Below are 24,006 nucleotides of genomic sequence, written 5' to 3'. Positions count from 1 at the left end.
GACAGCGACGTGACCGATGCATCTGCGTGACGGCCTCCAGACCCATGCGACCGTCAGGCAGCGCTACGACCATCTGGTCGCAACCGGCGCCATCGAGCGCGATCCTGCGCAGGAGCGCATCGCCGCCGCGCTCGACCGGCTGACCGACGAGATCTCGGTCAAGCGGCTGGCGCACAAGTCGAGCGCGCTCGGTTGGCTGTTTGCCCGCAAGCGCGAGACGCGCGAGGCCGTCAAGGGCCTCTACATCCATGGCGGCGTCGGTCGCGGCAAGACCATGCTGATGGATATGTTCTTCGAGCTGTTGCCGGTCAGGCGCAAGCGCCGCGTTCATTTCAACGACTTCATGGCCGATGTGCAGGACCGCATCCAGAAGCACCGGCAGGCGCGCAAGAACGGCGATGTCAAGGAGGACGACCCGATCCCGCCGGTCGCGCTTCAGCTTGCCGAACAGGCCTGGGTGCTGTGCTTCGATGAGTTTTCGGTCACCGACATTGCCGATGCGATGGTCCTGTCGCGGCTGTTTTCGGCGCTGTTCGCCAATGGCGTGGTTCTGGTCGCCACCTCGAATGTCGCGCCGCAGGATCTTTATCGCGACGGGCTGAACCGCCAACTCTTCCTGCCCTTCATCAGCATTCTCGAGCGCCACGCCCATGTGCTGACGCTCGATGCCGACAAGGACTACCGGCTGGAAAAGCTCGCCCGCACGCCGGTTTATGTCACCCCGGCGGATGCCGAAGCCGACCGTGTGCTCGACGAGGCCTGGCAGGCGATGACGCGTGGAGCGCCGACGGCCGAGACCGCGCTGACGCTCAAGGGGCGGCAGGTGAGAATACCGGCTGCTGCCGGCAATGCGGCGCGGTTTTCCTTCGCCGACCTCTGCGAAAAGCCGCTCGGCGCGCGCGATTTTCTGGCCATTGCCGGCCGCTTCTCGACCGTCTTCATCGATCACGTGCCGGTGCTGGGCGAAGGCAAGCGCAACGAGGCCAAGCGCTTCATCCTCCTGATAGACACGCTCTACGATCATCACACGCGGCTGGTGGTAAGCGCCGACGCCTCGCCGCCTGAGCTCTATACGGCCAGGCGCGGCAACGAGGTCTTCGAATTCGAGCGCACGGCCTCGCGCCTGATCGAAATGCAGAGCCGCGACTGGCTGGAGGACTGGGCGGAACGGCAGAAGGACAACGCGGAAGCGCAGGTCTGAGGGTTCCAAGAGGTCATTATGTAGTGATCCTTCGCCCCCCCTCTGTCCTGCCGGACATCTCCCCCACACGGGGGGAGATTGGCGGTTTCGGCGCTCCGCTCATTCCTGCGGCCATTGGAGATTGGCGAAAGGTCGCGTGACGTCCGATCTCCCCCCTCGTGGGGGAAATGCCTGGCAAGGCAGAGGGGGCGCTGTCCCGCCGACGCCTAAAGCTCGTACACATACATCACAAACGACCCCGCCGGCCCATGCACCTCCTTGCGCGATTCATAAAGCGCGCGCGCTGGAACATTGTCCGATTCGGTGCCGAACCAGGCTTCGCCGCATCCCTGCGCGCGGCCGAGCGCGAACATGGCGTCGAGCATCTTTCGCGCGATGCCATGGCGCTGGTAGGCGGGTGAGACGCCGACCTCGTCGACGTAGAGTTCGCTGACCTTGTCCAGGTGGCGGTGGATGACGGCAGCACACTGGCCGACGACGACGCCATCGGCCAGTGCCACAATCATCATATGACCTGAGGAGGCGAGGTAGGCGGACAGTCTGTCGGCCCGTACCAGTTCATCGAACACGTCTTCGGCGATGCGCTTCACAAGGGCGTCATCGCCTGGATATAGTCTTCTGATTTCCACGCTCATTGTGTAAACCTCTCAAGTCGGCTTACAGGCTTTGACGTTTACGTAAACCCCGATGTTTCTAACCGATTGAAATCATTCACTCGAAAATAATCGATTGAATATATTTTCCACCAGGTCTACTGGATGCCGCGAAATCTCGCTGAGATCACAGCATTCCGGCCTCTTCCTCGACGCCGTCAACCAGATCACCAGAGATTTGGGCGTCGTCACAGATAAAGGGAAAATTTCCTCACATGGCACGCAACAAGATAGCGCTCATCGGCTCCGGCATGATCGGCGGCACGCTCGCTCACATGATCGGCCTCAAGGACCTCGGCGACGTGGTGCTATTCGATATTGCCGAGGGCATCCCGCAAGGCAAGGGGCTCGATATCGCGCAGTCTTCGCCGGTCGACGGTTTTGACTCCCGGCTGACCGGCGTCAATGATTATGCCGGGATCGAGGGCGCCGATGTCTGCATCGTCACTGCCGGCGTGCCGCGCAAGCCGGGTATGAGCCGCGACGATCTGCTGGGCATCAACCTCAAGGTCATGGAACAGGTCGGCGCCGGGCTGAAGAAATACGCACCCAAGGCTTTCGTCATCTGCATCACCAACCCACTCGACGCCATGGTCTGGGCGCTGCAGAAGTTTTCCGGCCTGCCCAAGACCCATGTCGTCGGCATGGCCGGCGTGCTCGACAGCGCGCGCTTCCGCTATTTCCTGGCCGAGGAGTTCAAGGTCTCGGTCGAGGACGTCACCGCCTTCGTGCTCGGCGGCCATGGCGATTCCATGGTGCCGATGATCCGCTATTCCACGGTGTCGGGCATTCCGCTGCCGGACCTCATCAAGATGGGCTGGACCTCGAAGGAAAAGCTCGACCAGATCGTCCAGCGCACCCGTGACGGCGGCGCCGAGATCGTTGGCCTCTTGAAGACCGGCTCGGCCTTCTACGCGCCGGCGGCTTCCGCAATTTCGATGGCCGAATCCTATCTCAAGGACAAGAAGCGCGTGCTGCCTTGTGCTGCGCATCTCTCGGGCCAGTATGGCGTCAAGGGCACCTATGTCGGCGTTCCCGTTGTCATCGGCGCCGGCGGCGTCGAGCGCATCATCGAGATCGACCTCAACAAGGCCGAGCAGAAGATGTTCGACGCTTCGGTGGCGACAGTGCAGGGCCTGACCGAGGCTTGCGTCAAGATCGCCCCGCACCTCGCCTCGAAGTAATCCCCCAAAGCAGCCGATCCGGAGACCATCCAGATGAACATCCATGAATATCAAGGCAAGGCGCTGCTGAAGTCGTTTGGCGCGCCGGTGGCCGAAGGCGTGCCGGTGTTCAAGGCAAGCGAAGCGGAAGCCGCGGCACAAGCGCTTCCCGGCCCGCTCTATGTGGTGAAGAGCCAAATCCACGCCGGTGGCCGCGGCAAGGGGAAGTTCAAGGAACTGTCGCCCGACGCAAAGGGCGGCGTGCGGATGGCTAAGTCGGTTGCCGAAGTCGTTGCCAACGCCAATGAGATGCTTGGCCACACGCTGGTGACCAAGCAGACCGGCCCCGCCGGCAAGCAGGTCAACCGTCTTTATATCGAGGACGGCGCAGACATCGAGCGCGAGCTTTATCTGTCGATCCTGGTCGACCGCTCGCTCGGCCGCATCGCTTTCGTCGTCTCGACCGAGGGCGGCATGGACATTGAAGGCGTCGCCCACGACACACCGGACAAGATCATCACCCGCGCCATCGATCCGCTGGCAGGCGTGACGACCATCGACGTCGACATATTGGTGGAAGCGCTGGGACTAAACGGCGATGCCGCCAAGGATGCCGGCACGCTGTTCCCGATCCTCTACAAGGCCTTTGTCGAGAAGGACATGAGCCTGCTCGAGGTCAACCCGCTGATCGTGATGAAGAACGGCAGGCTGCGCGTGCTGGACGCCAAGGTGTCGTTCGACAACAATGCGCTGTTTCGCCATCCCGAACTGATGGAACTGCGCGACACCACCGAAGAGGACGAGAAGGAGATCGAGGCGTCGAAATACGACCTCGCCTATGTCGCGCTCGACGGCAATATCGGCTGCATGGTCAATGGCGCCGGCCTTGCCATGGCAACGATGGACATCATCAAGCTCTATGGCGCGGAACCCGCCAACTTCCTCGATGTCGGCGGCGGTGCGTCCAAGGAAAAAGTGACGGCAGCGTTCAAGATCATCACCAGGGACCCGGCGGTCGAAGGCATTTTGATCAACATCTTCGGCGGCATCATGAAGTGCGACATCATTGCCGAGGGCGTCATTGCCGCGGTCAAGGAAGTCGGCCTGAAAGTGCCGCTGGTGGTGCGCCTCGAAGGCACAAACGCCGAACTCGGCAAGAAGATCATCAACGACAGCGGCCTCAACGTCGTGTCGGCCGACGATCTCGACGACGCAGCCAAGAAGATCGTGGCGGCGGTGAAGGGCTGAAGGCGAATGCCTCCACGCAAGATAAACCTCGTCGAGGCGGCGGACGCGAAGATCACCAAGGTCTTCGATCCGCACATCGCCGGCGATGTCAATGACAGCCAGGCGAAGGTTGCCAAGTTCGGCGAGACCTTCGACTGGCATGCGCATGAGCATGAGGACGAAGCCTTCCTCGTCCTGCGCGGGCGCATCGCCATCGATTTCCGCGACGGTCCGGTCGAGCTCGGCGAGGGCGATTTCATCGTCGTGCCGCGCGGCGTCGAGCACCGGCCGCGGTCGCTGACCGCCGAGCCGGTGGTGCTGATGTTCGAACCGGCAACGACGCTCAACACCGGCAACGCCAAGAGCGACCTCACCGTCTCCGACGTGAAGCGGCTCTGATCATGAACGCGTTCTCCTCGCTCTCGGCCGATCACCAGCGCCTGCAGGCGCTGGTCGGCGCGTGGCGCGGCGAGGAAGAGGTGGCGGAAACGCAGTGGGCCGATGGCGGACCGGCGACGTCGGACGTGCTGGCAGAGCCACAGTTCGGCGGACTGTTCGTTGTCCAGCGCTATCGCCAGCGCCGCGACGGCACGGTCTCGTTCGGCTCGCACAGCGTGTTCGGCTTCGACCAGCCAAACAGGCTCTTCACCATGCACCAGTTCGACTCCATGGGTTTTGTGCCGCCCACGCCGGCCACAGGAACGTGGAACGGCGATGAGCTGGTTCTGGAGCGGTCGTCGCCGCGTGGCTCAGCACGCGTGACGTATATTTTCGACAATGTCGATGCCTACCGGATGCGACTGCATCTCAAACCTGCCGGCAGCGACAGCTGGCAAGACATGGTGAGCGGCGTCTACCGGCGCGTTTCGCCTTCCTCGATCAACGGTTTTTAGAAAAGGGCTCCGATGTCCATTCTCATCGACAAGAACACCAAGGTGCTGGTTCAGGGCCTGACCGGCAAGACCGGCACGTTCCACACCGAGCAGGCGCTGGCCTATCACGGCACCAACATGGTCGGCGGCATCCATCCCAAGAAGGGTGGCGAGACCTGGACCGGCGCCAAGGGCGAAAACCTGCCGATCTTCGCTTCCGTTGCCGAGGGCAAGGAAAAGACCGGCGCCAATGCCTCGGTGGTCTATGTGCCGCCGGCGGGCGCCGCCGAAGCCATCCTCGAAGCCATCGAAGCCGAGATCCCGCTGATCGTCTGCATCACCGAAGGCATTCCGGTGATGGACATGGTCAGGGTCAAGGCGCGGCTCGACCGCTCGACCTCGCGGCTGATCGGCCCGAACTGCCCCGGCGTGCTCACCCCCGACGAATGCAAGATCGGCATCATGCCCGGCAACATCTTCCGCAAGGGCTCGGTCGGCGTTGTTTCGCGCTCGGGAACGCTTACCTATGAGGCAGTGTTCCAGACCACCAATGTCGGCCTCGGCCAGACCACCGCCGTCGGTATCGGCGGCGACCCCGTCAAAGGCACCGAGTTCATCGATATGCTCGAAATGTTCCTCGCCGACGACGAGACCAAGTCGATCATCATGATCGGCGAGATCGGCGGTTCGGCCGAGGAAGACGCCGCGCAGTTCCTCAAGGACGAGGCCAGGCGCGGCCGCAGGAAACCGATGGCCGGCTTCATCGCCGGGCGCACCGCGCCGGCCGGTCGCACCATGGGCCATGCGGGCGCGGTCATTTCCGGAGGTAAGGGCGGCGCGGAAGACAAGATCGCGGCGATGGAATCGGCCGGCATTAAAGTATCGCCATCGCCGGCGCGTCTGGGCACGACACTGGTCGAGGCGATCAAGGCTAAGTGAGTAGCGAGTAGTGAATAGCGAATAGGGAAAAGAGAGTAACGGCGCGACCCGGGAAAATCCCTACTCGCTATTCGCTACTCCCTATTCGCTTTTGAAAAGGAGACGGAGCCAGGCTCCGCGGACAAAAATGGCAAGACAAGATCAGGCCAACGACCAATTTTCGCTCACCTCTTTCCTGTATGGCGGCAATGCCGACTATATCGGCGCGCTGTACGCGTCCTATGAGGATGATCCAGAGTCGGTAAACCCCGAATGGCAGGACTTCTTCGCCGGGCTGAAGGACGACGCCGGCGATGTGCGCAAGAACGCTAAGGGCGCTTCCTGGGCAAAGCCCTCCTGGCCGCTGCAGGCCAATGGCGAACTGGTGTCGGCGCTGGACGGCAATTGGGGCATCGTCGAGAAGCATCTGGAAAAGAAGGTCAAGGACAAGGCGGTCACCAATGGCGTCGTGCTGTCGGATGCCGACGTGCATCAGGCGACGCGCGATTCGGTGCGCGCCATCATGATGATCCGCGCCTTCCGCATGCGCGGCCATCTGCATGCCAATCTCGACCCGCTCGGCATCGCCAAGCCGCTTGAGGACTATAACGAGCTGTCGCCGGAGAATTACGGTTTCACCGCAGCCGACTACGACCGGCCGATCTTCCTCGACAATGTGCTCGGCCTCGAATTCGGCACCATCCGGCAGATGCTGGAAATTCTGACCCGCACCTATTGCTCGACGCTCGGTGTCGAGTTCATGCACATTTCCGATCCCGAGGAGAAGGCCTGGATCCAGGCGCGCATCGAGGGCGCCGACAAGGAGATTTCCTTCACCGCTACGGGGAAAAAGGCGATCCTGCAGAAGCTGGTCGAGGCCGAGGGCTTCGAGCAGTTCATCGATGTCAAGTACAAGGGTACCAAGCGCTTCGGCCTCGATGGCAGCGAAGGCCTGATCCCGGCGCTGGAGCAGATCATCAAGCGCGGCGGCCAGCTCGGCATGAAGGAGATCGTGCTCGGCATGGCGCATCGCGGCCGGCTGAACGTGCTGTCCCAGGTGATGGCCAAGCCGCACCGCGCCATCTTCCACGAATTCAAGGGCGGCTCGGCCGCTCCTGACGAGGTCGAGGGCTCGGGCGACGTCAAGTACCATCTCGGCGCCTCGTCGGACCGCGAATTCGACGGCAACAAGGTGCATCTGTCGCTGACCGCCAATCCCTCGCATCTGGAAATCGTCGATCCGGTTGTGATGGGCAAGGCGCGCGCCAAGCAGGACTATCTGTTCGGCCGCAGCCGCGAGGAGATCGTGCCGCTGGAAGAGCGCGCCAAGGTGCTGCCGCTGCTTCTGCATGGCGACGCCGCCTTTGCCGGCCAGGGCGTGATCGCCGAAATCCTCGGCCTGTCGGGCCTGCGCGGCCACCGCGTCGCCGGCACGCTGCATTTCATCATCAACAACCAGATCGGCTTCACCACCAATCCGCGCTTCTCGCGCTCGTCGCCCTATCCGTCCGACGTCGCCAAGATGATCGAGGCGCCGATCTTCCACGTCAATGGCGACGACCCTGAAGCGGTGGTGCATGCCACGAAGGTGGCGATCGAATTTCGCATGAAGTTCCACAAGCCGGTGGTGGTGGACATGTTCTGCTACCGCCGCTTCGGCCACAATGAGGGCGACGAGCCAGCCTTCACCCAGCCGATCATGTACGCCAACATCCGCAACCACAAGACGACGGTGCAGATCTATGGCGAGCGGCTGATCGCCGAGGGCCATATCAGCCAGGCCGAACTCGACAAGATGAAGGCCGACTGGCGCGCCCATCTGGAATCCGAATGGGAAGTCGGCCAGCACTACAAGCCCAACAAGGCCGACTGGCTGGACGGCGCCTGGTCCGGCCTACGCACGGCCGACAACCAGGACGAACAACGCCGCGGCAAGACCGCCGTGCCGGTCAAGGTGCTGAAGGACATCGGCAAGAAACTGACCGAGGTGCCGAAGGGCTTCGAGGCGCACAAGACCATCATCCGCTTCCTCGAAAATCGCCGCCAGGCGATCGACTCCGGCGAAGGCATCGACTGGTCGACGGCCGAGGCGCTGGCCTTCGGCGCCATCCTGCTCGACGGCAATCCGATCCGGCTCTCCGGCCAGGATTCAGAACGCGGCACCTTCTCGCAGCGCCATTCCGTGCTCTACGACCAGAAGGACGAGACCCGCTACATCCCGCTCAACAATCTGTCGGCGGCACAGGCCGGCTACGAAGTCATCAACTCGATGCTGTCGGAAGAGGCGGTGCTTGGCTTCGAATATGGCTACAGCCTGGCCGAGCCGAAGGCGCTGACGCTCTGGGAAGCGCAGTTCGGCGATTTCGCCAACGGCGCCCAGGTGGTGTTCGACCAGTTCATCTCGTCGGGCGAGCGCAAGTGGCTCAGAATGTCAGGCCTGGTATGCCTGCTGCCGCATGGCTATGAAGGCCAGGGTCCGGAGCATTCTTCGGCCCGGCTCGAGCGCTTTCTGCAGCTTTGCGCCGAAGACAATATGCAAGTCGCCAACTGCACCACGCCGGCCAACTACTTCCACATATTGCGCCGGCAGCTGAAGCGCGACTTCCGCAAGCCGCTGATCCTGATGACGCCGAAATCGCTGCTGCGCCACAAGCGGGCAGTGTCGACGCTGCCGGAGATTTCGGGCGAAAGCTCGTTCCACCGGCTTTTGTGGGACGATGCCCAGCTGCTGCAGAACCAGACGATCAAGCTCACCAAGGATTCCAAGATCCGCCGCGTCGTGCTGTGCTCGGGCAAGGTCTATTATGACCTCTACGAGGAACGCGAGAAGCGCGGCATCAACGACATCTATCTCTTGCGCGTCGAACAGCTCTATCCGTTCCCGGCCAAGGCGCTGATCACCGAACTGTCGCGCTTCCGCAATGCCGAGATGGTGTGGTGCCAGGAGGAACCCAAGAATATGGGCGCCTGGTCGTTCATCGATCCGTATCTGGAATGGGTGCTGGCGCATATCGACGCCAAGCACCAGCGGGTGCGCTATACCGGACGTCCTGCGGCGGCATCGCCGGCGACCGGCTTGATGTCGAAGCATTTGGCGCAGCTCGCCGCCCTGCTCGAAGACGCGCTCGGCGAATAGAACAAACCCGGCGAATAGAACAGACAGAGAAGAAACGGAACAGGCACAATGGCTACCGAAATCCGCGTTCCCACTCTCGGCGAATCCGTCACCGAGGCGACCATCGGCAAGTGGTTCAAGAAGGTCGGCGATGCCATTGCCGTCGACGAGCCGCTGGTCGAGCTCGAAACCGACAAGGTGACGGTGGAGGTGCCTGCCGCCGCCGCCGGCACGCTGGGCGAGATCACCGCCAAGGAAGGCGAGACCGTCGGCGTCGGCGCGTTGCTGGGTTCGATCTCGGCAGGCGTCGCCACGGCCGCCCCGGCGTCCAAGCAGGAGACCAAGCCGCAAGCTGTGTCGCAGGCGTCGAGCCCCGACGCGGCACATACGACCAAGCAGGCCGCGGCCGAGACCGCCAAGATAGCCGGCGATGCCGGGCCGGTCGAGCCGCGCACAATGCCGCCGGCGCCAGCTGCCGCAAAGCTGATCGCCGAGAACAATCTGTCGGTCGACCAGGTTTCTGGCTCGGGCAAGCGCGGCCAGGTGCTGAAGGGCGACGTGCTCGACGCGATTTCCAAGGGCGCGCCGTCGCAGCCGGCCGAAATTCCGAAGGCCGCACCGGCTCCGGTCGCCGTGCGTGCGCCGTCCTCGGGCGACGATGCGTCGCGCGAGGAGCGCGTGCGCATGACCAAGCTGCGCCAGACCATTGCGCGCCGGCTCAAGGAAGCGCAGTCGACCGCCGCCATGCTGACCACCTTCAACGAGGTCGACATGTCGGCGGTGATGGCGCTCAGGACCAAGTACAAGGACATCTTCGAGAAGAAGCACGGCGTGAAGCTCGGCTTCATGGGCTTCTTCACCAAAGCGGTTACGCACGCATTGAAGGAAATCCCCTCGGTCAATGCCGAGATCGACGGCACCGACATCATCTTCAAGAACTATGCCCATATCGGCGTTGCCGTCGGCACCGAAAAGGGTCTCGTCGTGCCAGTGGTGCGCAATGCCGACCAAATGTCGATTGCCGAGATCGAAAAGGATATCGGCCGGCTGGGCATTGCCGCGCGGGACGGCAAGCTGTCGGTCGCCGACATGCAGGGTGGTACGTTCACCATCTCCAATGGCGGCGTTTACGGCTCACTGATGTCGACGCCGATCCTCAATGCGCCGCAGTCCGGCATTTTGGGCATGCACAAGATCCAGGACCGGCCGGTCGTGGTCGGCGGCCAGATCGTGATCCGGCCGATGATGTACTTGGCGCTGAGCTACGATCACCGTATCGTCGACGGCAAGGAAGCCGTGACCTTCCTGGTCCGCGTCAAGGATAGCCTGGAGGATCCCGAACGGCTGGTGCTTGATTTGTGATCGGAGCTGATCCGTCATGAGCGGCTGGCTGGCGCGGTTTGGGTTCAAGCTGGGTCGAGTAGCGGGTAGCGTATTGAGGCGTTCCCGGCCGGCGGCTTCCGCCGCCATCTCTCCGCCGGCGACCTCGACTGAATGGGATTCGGCGCCGGCGAGCAGCAATCTCGGTGTCTTCGCTCTCAGCGAAGCCGAAATGGCGGAGCGGAAGATCATCGTCACCGCGATCGGTGAGCTTGAGCTACCGACCGGCGAAATCATCGCTTGCGATCCACTGATTACCGGGCTGGAACGGCCTGTGTTTAGCCGTAAGGTCAGGCCGGGATGCTATCCAGTCACGTTGCTTGAGGCGCAAGGCCGTGTTGCTGCAGCGGTATTGCGGTTTGGCACTGGCTTGCCGGTGCGGTGGGAGTTGGCTGCCTTCGTCCGCGACGTCGGCACATCGTCCTGGAAGTCTGGATTTATTGTCGATGATAATGTTGCTTCGTTCATGGACAAGTCGGTTCTGACGCTGATGTCCGAGCAGGAGGAACTCGACAGCTATCTTGCTGACGTTGCATGCTCGTTCGACAAGTTCCGCATGGATAATCCGGTTGATGGAAATCCGCTTAATATAGCCATGTTCGACACTGGCTTCGGTGATGGGAACTATTATTCCTTCTGGGGACTGGATGCGGCCGGCGAGCCGCTGGTCTTGATGACCGATTTCGAGGTGCTCGAAAACGCCGACGGCCGCGAGAGCAGCCCGAGCAATTCATGACAAACATCGCTTCGCCAATGATCGGATTTATGGCCGGGCTGGCTGTTCTCGCAGCGGGTTACGAGGCGCATGCCGCCTGCCCGCTGGCGCTTGCTGTCTATGGCGATGCCGAAAGCGAGGCCGGCATTGATTTCCGGCCGACGACGGATGCGGTCACCGTCACCAACTCGTTCAAGATGGTGCTCGACAAGGGCATCGTTCTCGACGGCATTGTCATGTGGACATCCGGTGTTTCGCGACCGCAAGGGTCGCTGATGTACAAATGCCCGACCGGCGACGTCACCGGTGACGAGCTTGCCGCCTGCACGGTCTGGCATGGCGTCATCTACAGCGCCGACGACAAGGGCAACATCGCGCTCCTGGCGGCGGAAGGCACGGACGCGCCGCAGAGCCTGATCTTCCCCGATCTCGGGCCGTCGCTGCAGATGTCGACGGCCTTCGGCCCGAACGGTTTCTCAAAACTGCCATGGGACGTGTTTCTGCTGAAAGGTTGCCAGGAATGAGCGCGTCCAAGAAGGTGCTTCTGGTCACCGGCGGCAGTCGTGGCATTGGCGCGGCCACCTGCCGGCTTGCGGCAAAGGCGCGCTACCGGGTCGCGGTCAACTATGCCTCGAACGAGGCTGCCGCCAAGGCGCTGGTCGACGAAATCGAGGCGGCGGGTGGCGAGGCATTTGCCGTCAAGGGCGACGTCGGCGTCGAAGCCGACATCGTCGCCATGTTCGAAGCCGTCGATCGCGCCTATGGCCGGCTCGACGCGCTGGTCAACAATGCCGGCGTCGTCGACGTCAAGGCGCGCGTCGATGAGATGAGCCTGGCGCGGCTGGAGCGCATGATGCGCATCAACGTCATCGGCTCGTTCCTGTGCGCGCGCGAAGCGGTCAAACGCATGTCGAGCAAGCATGGCGGCCAGGGCGGCGCCATCGTCAACATCTCGTCCGCGGCGTCGCTACACAGCTCGCCCGGCGAATATGTCGACTATGCAGCGTCCAAGGCGGCGATCGACACTTTTACGCTCGGCCTGGCGCGCGAAGTCGCGACCGAAGGCGTGCGCGTCAACGCGATACGGCCGGGCATCATCGACACCGAGATCCACGCTTCGGGCGGCCAGCCGGACCGGGTCGAGCGGTTCCGCGACATGCTGCCGATGAAACGAGCCGGCACGGCGGATGAAGTCGCGCATGCCGTTCTCTATCTTTTGTCGGATGAAGCGTCCTACACGACGGGCGCAATCCTGAATGTAAGCGGCGGCCGCTGAGCCCCAAGCTAAGGGAAACGAACATGGCTTATGATGTCGTTATCATAGGGTCGGGACCGGGCGGCTATGTCTGTGCCATCAAGGCGGCACAGCTCGGGCTCAAGGTCGCGGTGGTCGAGAAGAACGCCACTTTCGGCGGCACCTGCCTGAACATCGGCTGCATCCCATCCAAGGCGCTGCTTTATGCCTCGGAGATGTTCGCCGAGGCCGGCCATTCCTTCGATGCGCTGGGCGTCGAGATACCGGCGCCGAAACTCAATCTGAAGAAGATGATGGCGCACAAGGACGCGACCGTTTCGGCCAACGTCAATGGCGTCGCCTTCCTGTTCAAGAAAAACAAGATCGATAGTTTCCGTGGCACCGGGAAGGTGGTTGCGGCCGGCAAGGTGTTGGTGACGGCTGAGGACGGCAAGGTCGAGGAGATCGAGACGAAAAACATCGTTATTGCCACGGGCTCCGATGTCGCCGGCATTCCCGGCGTCAAGGTCGACATCGACGAGAAGGTGATCGTATCGTCGACCGGCGCGCTGTCGCTGGAGAAAGTGCCGGGACATCTGGTGGTGGTCGGCGGTGGGGTCATCGGTCTGGAGCTCGGCTCGGTCTGGGCACGGCTCGGCGCCAAGGTCACCGTGGTCGAATTCCTCGACACCATCCTGGGCGGCATGGACGGCGAGGTCTCCAAGCAGTTCCAGCGCCTGCTTTCCAAGCAGGGTTTCGAGTTCAAGCTCGGCGCCAAGGTGACAGGGGTGACCAAGGCCAAAAAGGGCGCCGCCGTTGCGTTCGAACCGGTCAAGGGTGGTGCGGCCGAGACCATCGAGGCCGACGCGGTGCTGATCTCGACCGGACGCCGGGCCTATTCCGACAGCCTCGGGTTGAAAGAAGCCGGCGTCGAGGTCGACGAGCGCGGCCGGGTCAAGACCGACGGGCATCTCAGGACCAACGTGGCCGGCATCTACGCCATTGGCGACGTCATCGCCGGGCCGATGCTGGCGCACAAGGCCGAGGATGAAGGCGTGGCGGTGGCCGAGACCATTGCCGGCCAGGCCGGCCATGTGAATTACGACGTCATTCCGAGCGTCGTCTACACCAGCCCGGAAATCGCTTCGGTCGGCAAGACAGAGGAAGAGCTGAGGAAGGCCGGCATCGACTACAAAACCGGCAAATTCCCGTTCACCGCCAACGGCCGCGCGCGCGCCATGCTGCACACAGACGGCTTCGTGAAAATCCTCGCCGACAAAGCCAGCGACCGCGTGCTCGGCGTCCACATTGTCGGCTTCGGCGCCGGCGAGATGATCCATGAGGCGGCGGTGCTGATGGAGTTCGGCGGCTCCTCGGAAGACCTCGCCCGCACCTGCCACGCGCATCCGACGATGTCGGAAGCGGTCAAGGAAGCGGCGCTGGCGACGTTCTTCAAGCCGATCCATATTTAAGGAAACGCTGGAGGGACAGCACCCCCCCTCTGGCCTGCCGGCCATCTCCCCCTCAACGGGGGAGATTGGACTTCACCGCCGCGTCGCGAGCCTTCAAGTTTCTCACGTTTCTAACCTGGGCTGTTCGTGAGACAGCCGATCTCCCCCTTGAGGAGAGATGTCCGGCAGCACAGAGGGGCGGTGAAGAATCGCGACGCTCGCCGATAGGTGCCCCAAACAAAACGGCCCGCTTTTCAGCGGGCCGTTCTTGGGTTGGAAGCAAGATGCCAGATCAGTTGGCCAGATTACGGGCTCGGCGCCGGAGCAGGCGCGGGCGCCGGGGCTGGCGCAGGAGCCGGTGCGGGCGCAGGGGCTGGTGCGGGAGCCGGTTCGGCGGGCTTCATCGGCTCAGCCGGTGCAGGTGCGGGCGCCGGTGTGCTGGCTGCCGGCGGCTCTGCGGGTGCAGGATGTTCGCCGCTTCTGCCGAAAACATAGTACGCGACAATCGCAAGGATGACGACGACCAGCGCAATCAGCCAGCCGCTGCCACCACCCGACCTGGGCGCTGGATCGTTAGGGTTCGCCATAAAAGTGTCCTCCGTGGATGAAAAGCATCAATCAACACCCCTCAACGCGCAACCGTTGAACGGGTTCATACTAGGCCTTCAAATTGACGAACGCAGGAAAATTCTGATTCGCAACCGCTCGTTGGCCTGTATTTCCCCCGCAAAATCAATCACGAACGAGGTAGAACGAGCTTAGCTGGCCTTTTCCGCCAAAAATAGGGCCAACCGCCTCCGCTTTGCGAATCAGTTGCGCACCGCACAGAGCCGGGCTTACGTGATTCGGTATTCAAGACGGGCGCTGCTCAGTCGACGGCGGTGACGGTATAGCCGGCCTTGCGAAAATCCTCGACCAGGCCTTCGGGGCCGGGAAGATGCATGGCGCCGACGGCCATGAAGGCATTGCCCTTGGCCAGGATCGGTGCGGCATGGTCGGCCATGACCTTGTTGCGGCCGGTGATCATCGTCCGGTCGAATTCGGCGTAACCTGCGTCGTCGTCTTCGTCGGGCGAGATCGAACGCAACAGCGGCCAGAAGGTGCCGGTGTCGCCGCGCTGGTAAAGCACGATCATGGTTTCGTTGATGTCGTTTATCTTGTCGCCGAGCTTCAGGGTCTCGACCAGCCCTTTGATGTGGAACGCAATCGGTAGCGAGGCCATGGCGCGCAGCTGGCTGGCAGCGGTCTCCAACCCTTCCACCGGCTTCCCCAAGGCCTTGGCGTCCTGCGCCAGCTTGACGTCCAGAACCGGTGCGCCGCCTGCCTGACGGGCGACCTCACAGACCGGCAGCGCGACCATGGCCGACAGCAGCCACGGCTTCATCTTGGAGACGCTCGCCGGCGGAATGCCGCGCGCATCGAGCCCTTTGTTCACCACCGCCGCATCCTCCGGCGACAACAGCGACGACAACGTCGTGTTGTCGGTGAACATCATCAGCTCGGGTTCCTTGAGCATGGCCTCCATCATCTTCTGCTTGTCGAGCACGTCGGTGGTCTCGATGATGATGGTGCCGGCGGCGTCATAGGCTTTCCTGGCTGCCGGCGGCAGAGTGGTCACGCGCGGGTCGGTCATGTGCATGGTGCCGAACAGGAAGGATGCCTTTTCGCCTGATTTCTCCAGCTTCCACAACAGGCCCTTGCCGTTCAGCGTCGCTGCTGCTTCCGTCTCGATCCTGGAATAGGTGGCGGGGTCTTCCTTCTGCAGGGCCGACAGCAGATCGGCGCCGGCGCAGGCCGGGGCTTCGGCATGCGCCCTGCCCATGGCAAGCAGCAGCACGACGAGAAAAGACAGGCAAAACACGGCGTTGAGCGCGACGAGCAGCTTCAGCGACACAAGGGCCGCGCGATCGGCAATGGCAAGGGCGCGTTTCATGGTGCGGTTCTAGGACTGAAAAGCGGCGAAACGGTTAACCGGCGTGGGGAAATTGTCCTGGACTTATACAGTGGTCACGCGCGGGGATGCGCGGATTCGTAAATCTCGAGCAGTCTTGCGGTGTCGACGCCGGTATAGACCTGCGTCGTTGACAGGCTGGCGTGGCCGAGCAGTTCCTGGATGGTGCGCAGGTCGCCGCCGCGCCCGAGCAGATGGGTGGCGAAGGAATGGCGCAACGCGTGCGGCGTCGCGGTGTCAGGCAGGTTCAGCGCCGAGCGCAGCCTGGCCATGTCGCGCTGGACGATGGCCGGGTTGAGCGGCCCGCCGCGGGCGCCGCGAAACAGCAGGCCCTTGGGATCGAGATGGTAGGGACACAGTTTTCGGTATTCGGCGATTGCCCTGAGCGCCACCGGCAGCACCGGCACCAGCCGTGTCTTGCCACCCTTGCCGGTGACGCGCAGCACGGTGTCGGCTTCCGATGCCAGGTCGGCGGCGCTGAGGCCCAGCGCTTCGGAAATGCGCAGGCCCGATCCATAAAGCAGCGTCAGCACGGCGGCGTTGCGGGCGGCGATCCAGGGCTCTTCAGCCAGCTGGCCTTCCACCGACACGACATGTTTGGCATCGCTGGCGGTCAGCGGCTTGGGCAGCGATTTCGGCTGGCGCGGCGCGCGCAAAGCTGCTGCACCCGCGGCGTTGGCGAGGCCGCGCCGTTCGAGGAAACGCAGCAGCGAACGGATGCCGGCAAGACCCCGGCCGAGCGTGCGGGCGCCAGCGCCAGCGTTGCGCCGCGCGGCAAGAAAGCCGCGCAGATCGGCCGGGCGTAAGGTTGCGATGTCGGAAATGCCGGGCGAGCCGCCGCAATGTCCGGTCAGGAAATGCAGGAACTGGCGCGTGTCGCGCTCGTAGGCCTCGACAGTCGCCGGTGACAGCCGACGCTCGCGCGCCAGCATCTTCAGCCAGCTTTCGCGCGCTGCCTGGAGGTCGGGTTTTGCCGGGATGAGAAATTCCTGCATGCCGCCATTGTCAGGCAGCCGGGTTAGGAAGCGGTGAAGAACCTGTCATTGAAATGGCCACGGGCGATCATTGAAATGACGCCGGTAGGGCGTTAGAGCAGGGCAAAGGATATCAGCCATGTCGAAGCCCCAGAACCCCGTGCAAATGGCCGTGATCGGCGCCGCCCACGGCATCAAGGGCGAATTGCGGGTGAAAACCTTCACCGGCGAGCCGCTGGCGCTGGCGGATTATGGCCCGCTCTATGCCAAGGACGGCCGCGCCTTCCAGATCATCGACATAAGGCCGGCAAACACTGTCGTCGTGGTGCGTTTCAAGGGCATTGCCGACCGCAACGCCGCCGAGGCGCTGGCCGGCACGGAGCTGTTCGTCGACCGCTCGATGCTGCCGGACGATGGCGAAGAGGACGAGTTCTACCACGCCGATCTCGTCGGGCTGGAAGTCCGCGACGACACGGATGCGGTTGTCGGCAAGGTGGTCGCGGTACACAATTTCGGCGGCGGCGACATTCTCGATGTCACGCTTGGCGGGCGCAAAGGCGTGCTGATCCCGTTCACGCAGGCCGCCGTGCCGCAGGTGGTGGTTGCCGAAGGTTTTGTCCGTGTCGATCCGGCGGCGGCCGGGCTGGTCGAGGACGAGGATGGCGAGGCGCCGCGCGAAGAAGACTTCGACGCGAAGGGCCGGCCGCGCGGGCCACGCGACGCCGGGGGCAACCGGTGACGTTCAAGGCTTCGGTGCTGACGCTCTATCCCGAGATGTTTCCGGGCGGGCTAGGCCTGTCGCTGGCCGGACGGGCGCTCGAAGTCGGGACATGGTCGCTGGAAGCTATCCAGATCCGCGACTTCGCCAGCGATCGCCATCACACCGTCGACGACACGCCGGCCGGCGGTGGCGCCGGCATGGTGATGCGCGCCGATGTGCTGGCCAAGGCGATCGACCACACCTCGCCGTCCGGCGATCCGCGGCCAAAATTGCTGATGAGCCCGCGCGGCAAGCCGTTGACGCAGGCGCGGGTGCGCGAGCTGGCCGCCGGGCCGGGCGCCGTCATCGTCTGCGGCCGCTTCGAGGGTGTAGACCAGCGATTGATCGAGGCGCGTGGGCTGGAGGAAGTCTCGATCGGCGATTTCATCCTCTCCGGTGGCGAGCCGGCAGCCCTGGTGCTGCTCGATGCCGTGGTCCGGCTGTTGCCCGGTGTGATGGGCAATGCGGTATCAGGCGAGGAAGAAAGTTTTGAGAACGGTCTGCTCGAACATCCGCATTACACGCGACCGCAGGAGTTCGAAGGCAGGCCAATCCCCGACGTGCTGGTTTCCGGCAATCACAAGAAGATCGCCGCCTGGCGCCGCGCAGAGTCCGAGAGGCTGACGAAGGAGCGGCGGCCGGATTTGCTCGCCGCTCAGCCCTTGGCAAAATAGTAGACGGCGAGAAACAGGCCGACGGCGATGACGAAGCCGCGTACTGCGTTTTGCGGCACGCGCTTGGCGATCCAGACGCCGGCATAGCCGCCGAGCGCGCCGCCGGGGATCATGACGATTGCCTGAGGCCAGGCAACAACGCCGCCGGAAACGAAGACCAGTATGGCAACGGCGGCGATGACCACGGCCAGCATGTTCTTCAGCGCGTTCAGCCGGTGATAGTCGCCGGATTGCGTCAGGCCGAGCGTCGCCAGCATCATGACGCCCATGCCGGCGCCGAAGAAGCCGCCATAGATGGCGGTAGCGAACTGCGCCAGCGAACCGGCCAGAGAGCCGACCGTGGCTTCATGCCCAGGCTTCGGCGTTGGTTTCAGCCACGGCCCGGCGGCGAACAAGGCGGTTGCGGCCAGCAGCAGCCACGGCACGAGGGCGCGGAACGACGGATTTGAGAGCGCCAGCAGGATGAGCGCACCAGCCAGCGCGCCCAAAGCCGAGATCAGGCAAAGCAGCAGCGCGCCGCGCCAGAAATGCTTGATGTCGGTCCAGTAAGCCAGCGTCGAGGTGATGTAACCGGGAAACTGCGTTACCGAGGACGTGGCGTTGGCGACGATCGGCGGCAGGCCGGCCAGCGTCATGGCGCCGAAGGTTATGAAGGTGCCGCCGCCGGCAACGGCGTTGACGGCGCCTGACAGAAAACCCGCGAGGAAGAGCAGGACTGCGTCGAAAACAGACATTGTGAGGCCGCCGGACAAGTGTGCTGCTCCCGGATTAGGAAGCTTGAAGGGCCGGCGCAACCCTGCACTGGACGATTGCGTGGTGGCATGCGACCAAAAAAGACAGGGCCAAGGCGTGACAAGTCAGTGAAATAGCTGTATGTGCCCGCCCGTACTGGCGAGAAAAATCTCCCGGACCCGTCAACAATGACGGTGTAGTCGCCCCTGCCCAATGTTTCGAAGACAAGATGTCTCGGGGACAAAGGGCATAGCCGAGCGGTCAATGGAACTGCAAGGCGAGTGTCGGACGCTCTGACTGTCGGAAGAACAAGAAGTGGACTATTGAGATGGATATCATCCGTCAGCTCGAGGCCGAACAGGCCGCCAAGATCGAAGCCAAGCGCAAGCTTCCCGAGTTTCAGCCCGGCGACACCGTGCGCGTGCAGGTCCGCGTGACCGAAGGCACCCGCACCCGCGTCCAGGCCTATGAGGGCGTCGTCATCGCCCGCGCCGGCGCCGGCTTCCAGGAAAATTTCACCGTCCGCAAGATCTCCTACGGCGAAGGCGTCGAGCGCGTTTTCCCGGTCTACTCGCCGATGGTCGAAGGCGTCGAGATCGTGCGCCGCGGCAAGGTGCGCCGCGCCAAGCTCTATTATTTGCGCGACCGTCGCGGCAAGTCGGCCCGTATTTCGGAAAACACCGGCGTGCGCGCCCGCAAGCTCAACGATGAAGAACGCGACGCGCTGAACGCCGAGAAGGCCCGCATCGAAGCCGAGAAGGTTGCCGCTGCCCAGGCGCTGGCCGCCGAGACGGCCGCCAAGGAAGCCGCCGAGAAGAAGGCCGCCGACGAGGCTGCAAAGGCGGCTGAAGCGACCCCGGCCGAATAAGATCTCGTCCAAGGATTTTGAAAAGGCGGCTTCGGCCGCCTTTTTTCGTTTCACCAGACTGTGAACGATTGCCGGCCGAGAGTTTGGCCACGGCTGTTGACCCGAATTACATTGTACACTAAATAATCGTTTACAAATCAAATGGAGAACTGACATGGCACTCTACACCACACAGGCTCGCGTCACCGGCGGCCGCGCCGGCCACGGCGAGACCAGCGACGGCCTGCTGAAGGTCGACCTCGCTTTGCCGAAGGAGCTCGGCGGACAGGGTGGCGCCACCAATCCCGAGCAGCTGTTCGCGGTCGGCTATGCCGCCTGCTTCGAAAGCGCCATCCGCTTCGTCGCGCGCAAGCAGAAGCTGCCGCTGGAGGATGCGGCGGTGAGCGCCACCGTCAGCCTGCTTCCCAATGGTGAAGGCTTCAAACTTGGTGTCGCACTCGCCGCGGAGACCAAAGGCCTTGATCAGGCGGCGGCGGAAGCGCTTGTATCGGCAGCGCATCAGATTTGCCCCTATTCCAATGCGATCAAAGGCAATATCGAGGTGGCGCTTTCGACAGTGGCGCTTCCGGCAAAGGCAGCATGACGACGAAGACCGAAACCAGGGCCAGCGAAGTCCCGGCGGACACCGCCGGGAGGATCGCCGTTCCGCGCCTCGACCAACAGCTCTGCTTCGCGCTCTATTCGGCGAGCGGGCTGATGACCAAGCTCTATCGGCCGCTGCTTGACCCGCTCGGCCTGACCTATCCGCAATATTTGGCGATGCTGGCGCTGTGGCAGCATGCGCCGAGCACGGTCGGCGAACTCGGCGAGGCGCTGGGGCTGGATTCGGCGACATTGACGCCGCTGCTCAAGCGGATGGAAGCGGCTGGTCTCGTCACCCGCCGTCGCGATCCGGCCGACGAGCGCCGCGTGCTGGTCGAACCGACTGCCAAGGGCCAGGCGCTGCGCGCCCGCATCAAGGACGTATCCGCAGGCCTTGCCTGCGCCATGCCGCTGGAAGTCGAGGAGCTGAAGTCGCTGCACCGGACCTTGACCGGATTTGTCGCCAAGCTGCGTGAGGCGACGTCACCATCCTGATCCGTCATCTGACGGGTTCCCGTGTCCAGGAGGGGCCTGGTTTGCCGGCGGCGCAATCACGGAATAAATTCCGACCACGGGGCGTTCTAAAACCGCGTTGGTTGAAGGCATTGGAATCCGCTTTCACCGGACGCTGAGCACCGGACCGGCTTGCAAGCCGTCTGCGGACGGCTAAAGTCGCGCCTGGATTTTCATGCGAGCCCGGCTGCAAGCGGGCTTCTCATCCTGGAGCGTGTCATGACCAAATCGAAGCTGCTGCTGGCCGCCCTCGCGGCCTGTTTCCTCGCGCCCGTCGCTGCATGGGCGGCCGATGCGCTGCCCGATCTCGGCGGCAAGAAGGTCGTGGTGGTGACGGAAAACGCCTATCCGCCGCTGCAGTTCATCGACGCCAAGACCGGCAAGCAGATCGGCTGGGAGTATGACGCGATGGACGAAATCGCCAAGCGGCTGAACTTCAAGGTGGAGTACCAGAACACCTCCTGGGACGCGATGATCCAGGCGGTTTCCGACAACCAGTACAACATTGGCATGACCGGCATCACCATCAAGGACGACCGAAAGGAGAAGGTCGATTTCTCCGACCCCTATATGCGTTCGGAGCAGTTCATGCTGGTGCGCGCCGATGAAAGCCGCTTCACCGACGCCAAGACCTTCGCCGCCTTCAAGGACGGGTTGATCGGCGCGCAGGCCGGAACGACGCCGTTCTACACCGCCGTCTACAGCGTGCTCGACGGCAATGAGCAGAACCCGCGCATCAAGCAGTTCGAGACCTTCGGCGCTTCGGTGCAGGCACTGAAATCCGGCGACGTCGATGTCGTCCTGACCGACGGCACCGCCGGCAAAGGCTATGTCGATGCCTCCGGCGGCAAGCTCAAGCTGATCGGCGGCCCGCTCGGCACCGAGGATTTTGGCTTCATCTTCCCGAAGGGCTCGGACCTGGTGAAGCCGGTCAACGCGGCGATCGCGGCGCTGAAGGCCGACGGCACGATCGAGGCGCTGAACAAGAAGTGGTTTCTCGACTACAAGATGGGGCAGTAGGCCGTCTTGGCGCGACGGCCGCTGACCCCCCTTGCGGGGGAGATGCCCGGCAGGGCAGAGGGGGGTGTGAAGGATCGCCTCCCTTTTGTTTTGAGCTTTTCCAAAGAGGCCAAAGGTTGTGACTGTAACCGTTTGACAGGTTGGAGGGACAGCACCCCCCTCTGTCCTGCCGGACATCTCCCCCGCAAGGGGGGAGATCGGCAGATCTTGCGAGCGCAGCTGTTCACCAGCGTTGGGCATTGATGCTCGCCTCAACCTCAAAACCCGATTTTCCCTGGTGGCTTGCCGCCGCGATCGCGCTCGCCGTCGTCGCTGCGCTCTCCATTGCCGCCAGCGATCTCTACGCCCAGGTTTTTGCCACCGTCGCCAAGGGCATCGGCATCACCATTCTTGTCACCGTGGTCGCCTTCGCGCTGGCTTCCGCCGTCGGGCTCGGCATTGCGCTGATGGGGTTGTCGGGGTCGCGTTGGCTCAAGCAGATCGCTCGTTTCTATGTCGAGATCATCCGCGGCGTGCCGATCCTGGTGCTGTTGTTCTGGATCGCCTTCGCCGGCGCGCCGGCCTTCGTGGCTGCGTGGAATGCGCTGACCGCGCCGCTGCAAAACGCCGGCTATCTCGGCGAGCTTTTGGTGCGCGACGTGTCGCTGTTGTGGCGTGCGATCATGGCGCTGACCATCGGTTATTCCGCCTTCATCTCCGAGGTCTTCCGCGCCGGCATCCAGTCAGTCGAGAAAGGCCAGATCGAGGCTGCCAAGGCGCTCGGGCTGACGCGCACGCAGCGCTTCCGGCTGATCGTCTTCCCACAGGCGATCCGCACCATCCTGCCGCCGCTCGGCAATGACTTCGTCGCCATGGTCAAGGATTCCTCGCTGGTCTCGGTGCTCGGCGTCGCCGACATCACGCAGATGGGCAAGATCTACGCCGCCGGCTCGTTCCGCTTCTTCGAGACCTATTCGATCGTCGCCTATATCTATCTCATCCTCACCGTCAGCCTGTCGCTGGCGCTGCGGGGGCTGGAGCAACGACTGCGGCGGGCGCAGCAGGAATAGAAGTCCGACGCGGGCACGGCTACGATCGCGGAGGACAGGATTCCGGAGGATGCAGGCGATGACGATCGACAAGGCCAATGCGGCGCTGGGTACCGTCTATTCGGCCGACACGCCGGAAGGGCTGGCCAAGGCCTATGCAGACTGGGCCGCGACCTATGACGGCGAGACCGCTTCGCTCGGCTATCTGCTGCCGTTCCTGATCACCGCCTGGGTGGCGCGCCATGTGAAGGTGGGTGAAGGCCCGCTGCTCGACGCCGGCTGCGGCACCGGCCTGTCGGGCCCGTCATTGAAGGCGCTGGGTTATCACGACATTGCCGGGCTCGACCTCTCCGACGACATGCTGAAGATCGCCGGCAGTCGCAATGCCTATGGCGATCTGAAGCAGGCAATGCTCGGCGGGCCGCTGCCCTGGCCGGACGGGCATTTCCGCGCCTTCTTCTCGACTGGCGTGTTCACCATCAGCCATGCGCCGGCGTCCGGCCTGCACGAGCTTGTCCGCATCACCAGAAAAGGCGGCCACGCCATCTTCACCGTGCGCGACCAGGTGTTTGACAGCGGCGGCTTCCAGGACGTGTTCGATGAGTTGGAACGGGCCGGGAAATGGCGGCCGGTCGAGCAAAGCCCATGGTTCCGCTGCTATGCGATCGCCGAGCCGGATGCGTTGGTAAAGACTTTTGTGTTCGAGGTGCTTTGAGCGCCGCCCCTTCCCCTTCTCTTACAAGGGGAGAAGGGAAAACACGCCGCAATTGCCGAAAAGCCAAAACATTGGTATGAGCCACGCCATGGAAGAGCTTTTTGGCGATCCGGCCTATAAGGGTTTCGTGCTGCAGGACAGAAAACGCCTGCCGTCGCGTTTCTCTTCGCGCATTTCCGGCGCGCTCACCAGCCGACTTAGCTAAGCCGCTTTCGCTGGGCCGAAGGCTTAGGCGCGTCTGCCCCTCCCCTTTTTTGCAA

At 63.2% G+C, this 24,006-nt stretch carries 24 protein-coding genes; 20 read left to right on the top strand and 4 right to left on the bottom strand.

The window, feature by feature from the left end; all coding sequences use genetic code 11:
• Window positions 1-16: 16 nt before the first annotated feature.
• On the top strand, window positions 17-1,201 hold the full coding sequence (gene zapE / locus NKK52_RS24170; protein WP_023683862.1) for a cell division protein ZapE: 1,185 nt from the start codon (window positions 17-19) through the stop codon (window positions 1,199-1,201).
• A 206-nt stretch (window positions 1,202-1,407) separates the two neighbouring features.
• Here zapE and NKK52_RS24165 read toward each other — a convergent pair whose 3' ends face one another.
• Entirely contained in the window at window positions 1,408-1,836 is a 429-nt protein-coding gene (locus NKK52_RS24165) for a GNAT family N-acetyltransferase (protein ID WP_023683863.1), read from the bottom strand.
• Window positions 1,837-2,069: 233 nt separating this feature from the next.
• Here NKK52_RS24165 and mdh point away from each other — a divergent pair, with 233 nt between their 5' ends.
• The 11 genes from mdh (at window position 2,070) to lpdA (ending at window position 13,950) form a co-directional block, all read left to right on the top strand.
• Window positions 2,070-3,038 (top strand): malate dehydrogenase, encoded by a 969-nt coding sequence (gene mdh, locus NKK52_RS24160; protein ID WP_023670541.1) that lies wholly within the window; start codon window positions 2,070-2,072, stop codon window positions 3,036-3,038.
• 33 nt (window positions 3,039-3,071) lie between these two features.
• Window positions 3,072-4,265, top strand: a complete 1,194-nt coding sequence (gene sucC, locus NKK52_RS24155; RefSeq protein WP_023683864.1) for an ADP-forming succinate--CoA ligase subunit beta — start codon at window positions 3,072-3,074, stop codon at window positions 4,263-4,265.
• Window positions 4,266-4,271: 6 nt separating this feature from the next.
• Window positions 4,272-4,643: a cupin domain-containing protein gene (locus NKK52_RS24150; RefSeq protein WP_023683865.1), complete on the top strand. Its 372-nt coding sequence runs from the start codon at window positions 4,272-4,274 to the stop codon at window positions 4,641-4,643.
• A 2-nt stretch (window positions 4,644-4,645) separates the two neighbouring features.
• On the top strand, window positions 4,646-5,137 hold the full coding sequence (locus NKK52_RS24145; protein WP_023683866.1) for a DUF1579 family protein: 492 nt from the start codon (window positions 4,646-4,648) through the stop codon (window positions 5,135-5,137).
• Between the two features lie 12 nt (window positions 5,138-5,149).
• The gene (gene sucD, locus NKK52_RS24140) at window positions 5,150-6,055 is read left to right on the top strand and encodes a succinate--CoA ligase subunit alpha (RefSeq protein WP_023683867.1); all 906 of its coding nucleotides are present in this window, start codon (window positions 5,150-5,152) and stop codon (window positions 6,053-6,055) included.
• Between the two features lie 127 nt (window positions 6,056-6,182).
• Window positions 6,183-9,170 carry a 2-oxoglutarate dehydrogenase E1 component gene (locus NKK52_RS24135; RefSeq protein WP_352630001.1) on the top strand — a complete coding sequence of 996 codons (2,988 nt, stop codon included), beginning with the start codon at window positions 6,183-6,185 and terminating at the stop codon, window positions 9,168-9,170.
• Between the two features lie 48 nt (window positions 9,171-9,218).
• Window positions 9,219-10,511: a 2-oxoglutarate dehydrogenase complex dihydrolipoyllysine-residue succinyltransferase gene (gene odhB / locus NKK52_RS24130; RefSeq protein WP_023683869.1), complete on the top strand. Its 1,293-nt coding sequence runs from the start codon at window positions 9,219-9,221 to the stop codon at window positions 10,509-10,511.
• A gap of 16 nt (window positions 10,512-10,527) precedes the next feature.
• Window positions 10,528-11,265, top strand: a complete 738-nt coding sequence (locus tag NKK52_RS24125; protein ID WP_050485860.1) for a DUF4241 domain-containing protein — start codon at window positions 10,528-10,530, stop codon at window positions 11,263-11,265.
• A complete protein-coding gene (locus tag NKK52_RS24120) occupies window positions 11,262-11,768 on the top strand; it encodes a hypothetical protein (protein ID WP_023736766.1) in 507 nt (168 codons plus the stop codon). Before NKK52_RS24125 ends, NKK52_RS24120 begins: the two co-directional genes overlap by 4 nt.
• Window positions 11,765-12,520: an SDR family oxidoreductase gene (locus NKK52_RS24115; RefSeq protein ID WP_023683871.1), complete on the top strand. Its 756-nt coding sequence runs from the start codon at window positions 11,765-11,767 to the stop codon at window positions 12,518-12,520. Before NKK52_RS24120 ends, NKK52_RS24115 begins: the two co-directional genes overlap by 4 nt.
• A gap of 23 nt (window positions 12,521-12,543) precedes the next feature.
• Complete coding sequence (gene lpdA / locus NKK52_RS24110; protein ID WP_023683872.1) at window positions 12,544-13,950, top strand: dihydrolipoyl dehydrogenase; 1,407 nt, start codon at window positions 12,544-12,546, stop codon at window positions 13,948-13,950.
• Between the two features lie 847 nt (window positions 13,951-14,797).
• Here the strand turns inward: lpdA and NKK52_RS24105 are convergent.
• Both NKK52_RS24105 and NKK52_RS24100 read right to left on the bottom strand, forming a co-directional pair.
• Entirely contained in the window at window positions 14,798-15,862 is a 1,065-nt protein-coding gene (locus tag NKK52_RS24105; RefSeq protein ID WP_023683873.1) for a TraB/GumN family protein, read from the bottom strand.
• Window positions 15,863-15,936: 74 nt separating this feature from the next.
• Window positions 15,937-16,875, bottom strand: a complete 939-nt coding sequence (locus NKK52_RS24100) for a tyrosine recombinase XerC (protein WP_023670529.1) — start codon at window positions 16,873-16,875, stop codon at window positions 15,937-15,939.
• 118 nt (window positions 16,876-16,993) lie between these two features.
• Between NKK52_RS24100 and rimM the strand changes: the two genes are divergently transcribed.
• Both rimM and trmD read left to right on the top strand, forming a co-directional pair.
• The gene (rimM, locus tag NKK52_RS24095) at window positions 16,994-17,593 is read left to right on the top strand and encodes a ribosome maturation factor RimM (protein WP_023814767.1); all 600 of its coding nucleotides are present in this window, start codon (window positions 16,994-16,996) and stop codon (window positions 17,591-17,593) included.
• Window positions 17,590-18,288 (top strand): tRNA (guanosine(37)-N1)-methyltransferase TrmD, encoded by a 699-nt coding sequence (gene trmD, locus NKK52_RS24090; protein WP_023670527.1) that lies wholly within the window; start codon window positions 17,590-17,592, stop codon window positions 18,286-18,288. The genes rimM and trmD overlap by 4 nt, the downstream gene beginning before the upstream one ends.
• On the opposite strand, the gene NKK52_RS24085 is transcribed toward trmD, so the two are convergent.
• Window positions 18,270-19,022 carry a sulfite exporter TauE/SafE family protein gene (locus NKK52_RS24085; protein WP_023683874.1) on the bottom strand — a complete coding sequence of 251 codons (753 nt, stop codon included), beginning with the start codon at window positions 19,020-19,022 and terminating at the stop codon, window positions 18,270-18,272. The genes trmD and NKK52_RS24085 overlap by 19 nt on opposite strands.
• A 326-nt stretch (window positions 19,023-19,348) precedes the next feature.
• Between NKK52_RS24085 and rplS the strand changes: the two genes are divergently transcribed.
• The 6 genes from rplS to NKK52_RS24055 all read left to right on the top strand — a co-directional run bounded on the left by rplS (window position 19,349) and on the right by NKK52_RS24055 (window position 23,746).
• Window positions 19,349-19,888: a 50S ribosomal protein L19 gene (gene rplS, locus NKK52_RS24080; RefSeq protein WP_023683875.1), complete on the top strand. Its 540-nt coding sequence runs from the start codon at window positions 19,349-19,351 to the stop codon at window positions 19,886-19,888.
• A gap of 154 nt (window positions 19,889-20,042) precedes the next feature.
• Window positions 20,043-20,471 (top strand): organic hydroperoxide resistance protein, encoded by a 429-nt coding sequence (locus NKK52_RS24075; protein ID WP_023683876.1) that lies wholly within the window; start codon window positions 20,043-20,045, stop codon window positions 20,469-20,471.
• Window positions 20,468-20,965, top strand: a complete 498-nt coding sequence (locus NKK52_RS24070; protein ID WP_023683877.1) for a MarR family winged helix-turn-helix transcriptional regulator — start codon at window positions 20,468-20,470, stop codon at window positions 20,963-20,965. The genes NKK52_RS24075 and NKK52_RS24070 overlap by 4 nt, the downstream gene beginning before the upstream one ends.
• Window positions 20,966-21,202: 237 nt before the next feature.
• Window positions 21,203-22,003: a transporter substrate-binding domain-containing protein gene (locus NKK52_RS24065; protein ID WP_023687705.1), complete on the top strand. Its 801-nt coding sequence runs from the start codon at window positions 21,203-21,205 to the stop codon at window positions 22,001-22,003.
• Window positions 22,004-22,245: 242 nt separating this feature from the next.
• Complete coding sequence (locus NKK52_RS24060) at window positions 22,246-23,052, top strand: amino acid ABC transporter permease (protein ID WP_023683878.1); 807 nt, start codon at window positions 22,246-22,248, stop codon at window positions 23,050-23,052.
• Window positions 23,053-23,110: 58 nt separating this feature from the next.
• Window positions 23,111-23,746, top strand: coding sequence for a class I SAM-dependent DNA methyltransferase (locus tag NKK52_RS24055; protein WP_023687706.1), 636 nt, complete (start codon window positions 23,111-23,113; stop codon window positions 23,744-23,746).
• Window positions 23,747-24,006: the final 260 nt, after the last annotated feature.

Source organism: Mesorhizobium sp. C277A (genome assembly GCF_040324395.1).
Classification (GTDB): Bacteria; Pseudomonadota; Alphaproteobacteria; order Rhizobiales; family Rhizobiaceae; genus Mesorhizobium.
Note: the sequence above shows the minus strand (reverse complement) of the source record. Positions and strands in the feature narration are given on the sequence as shown.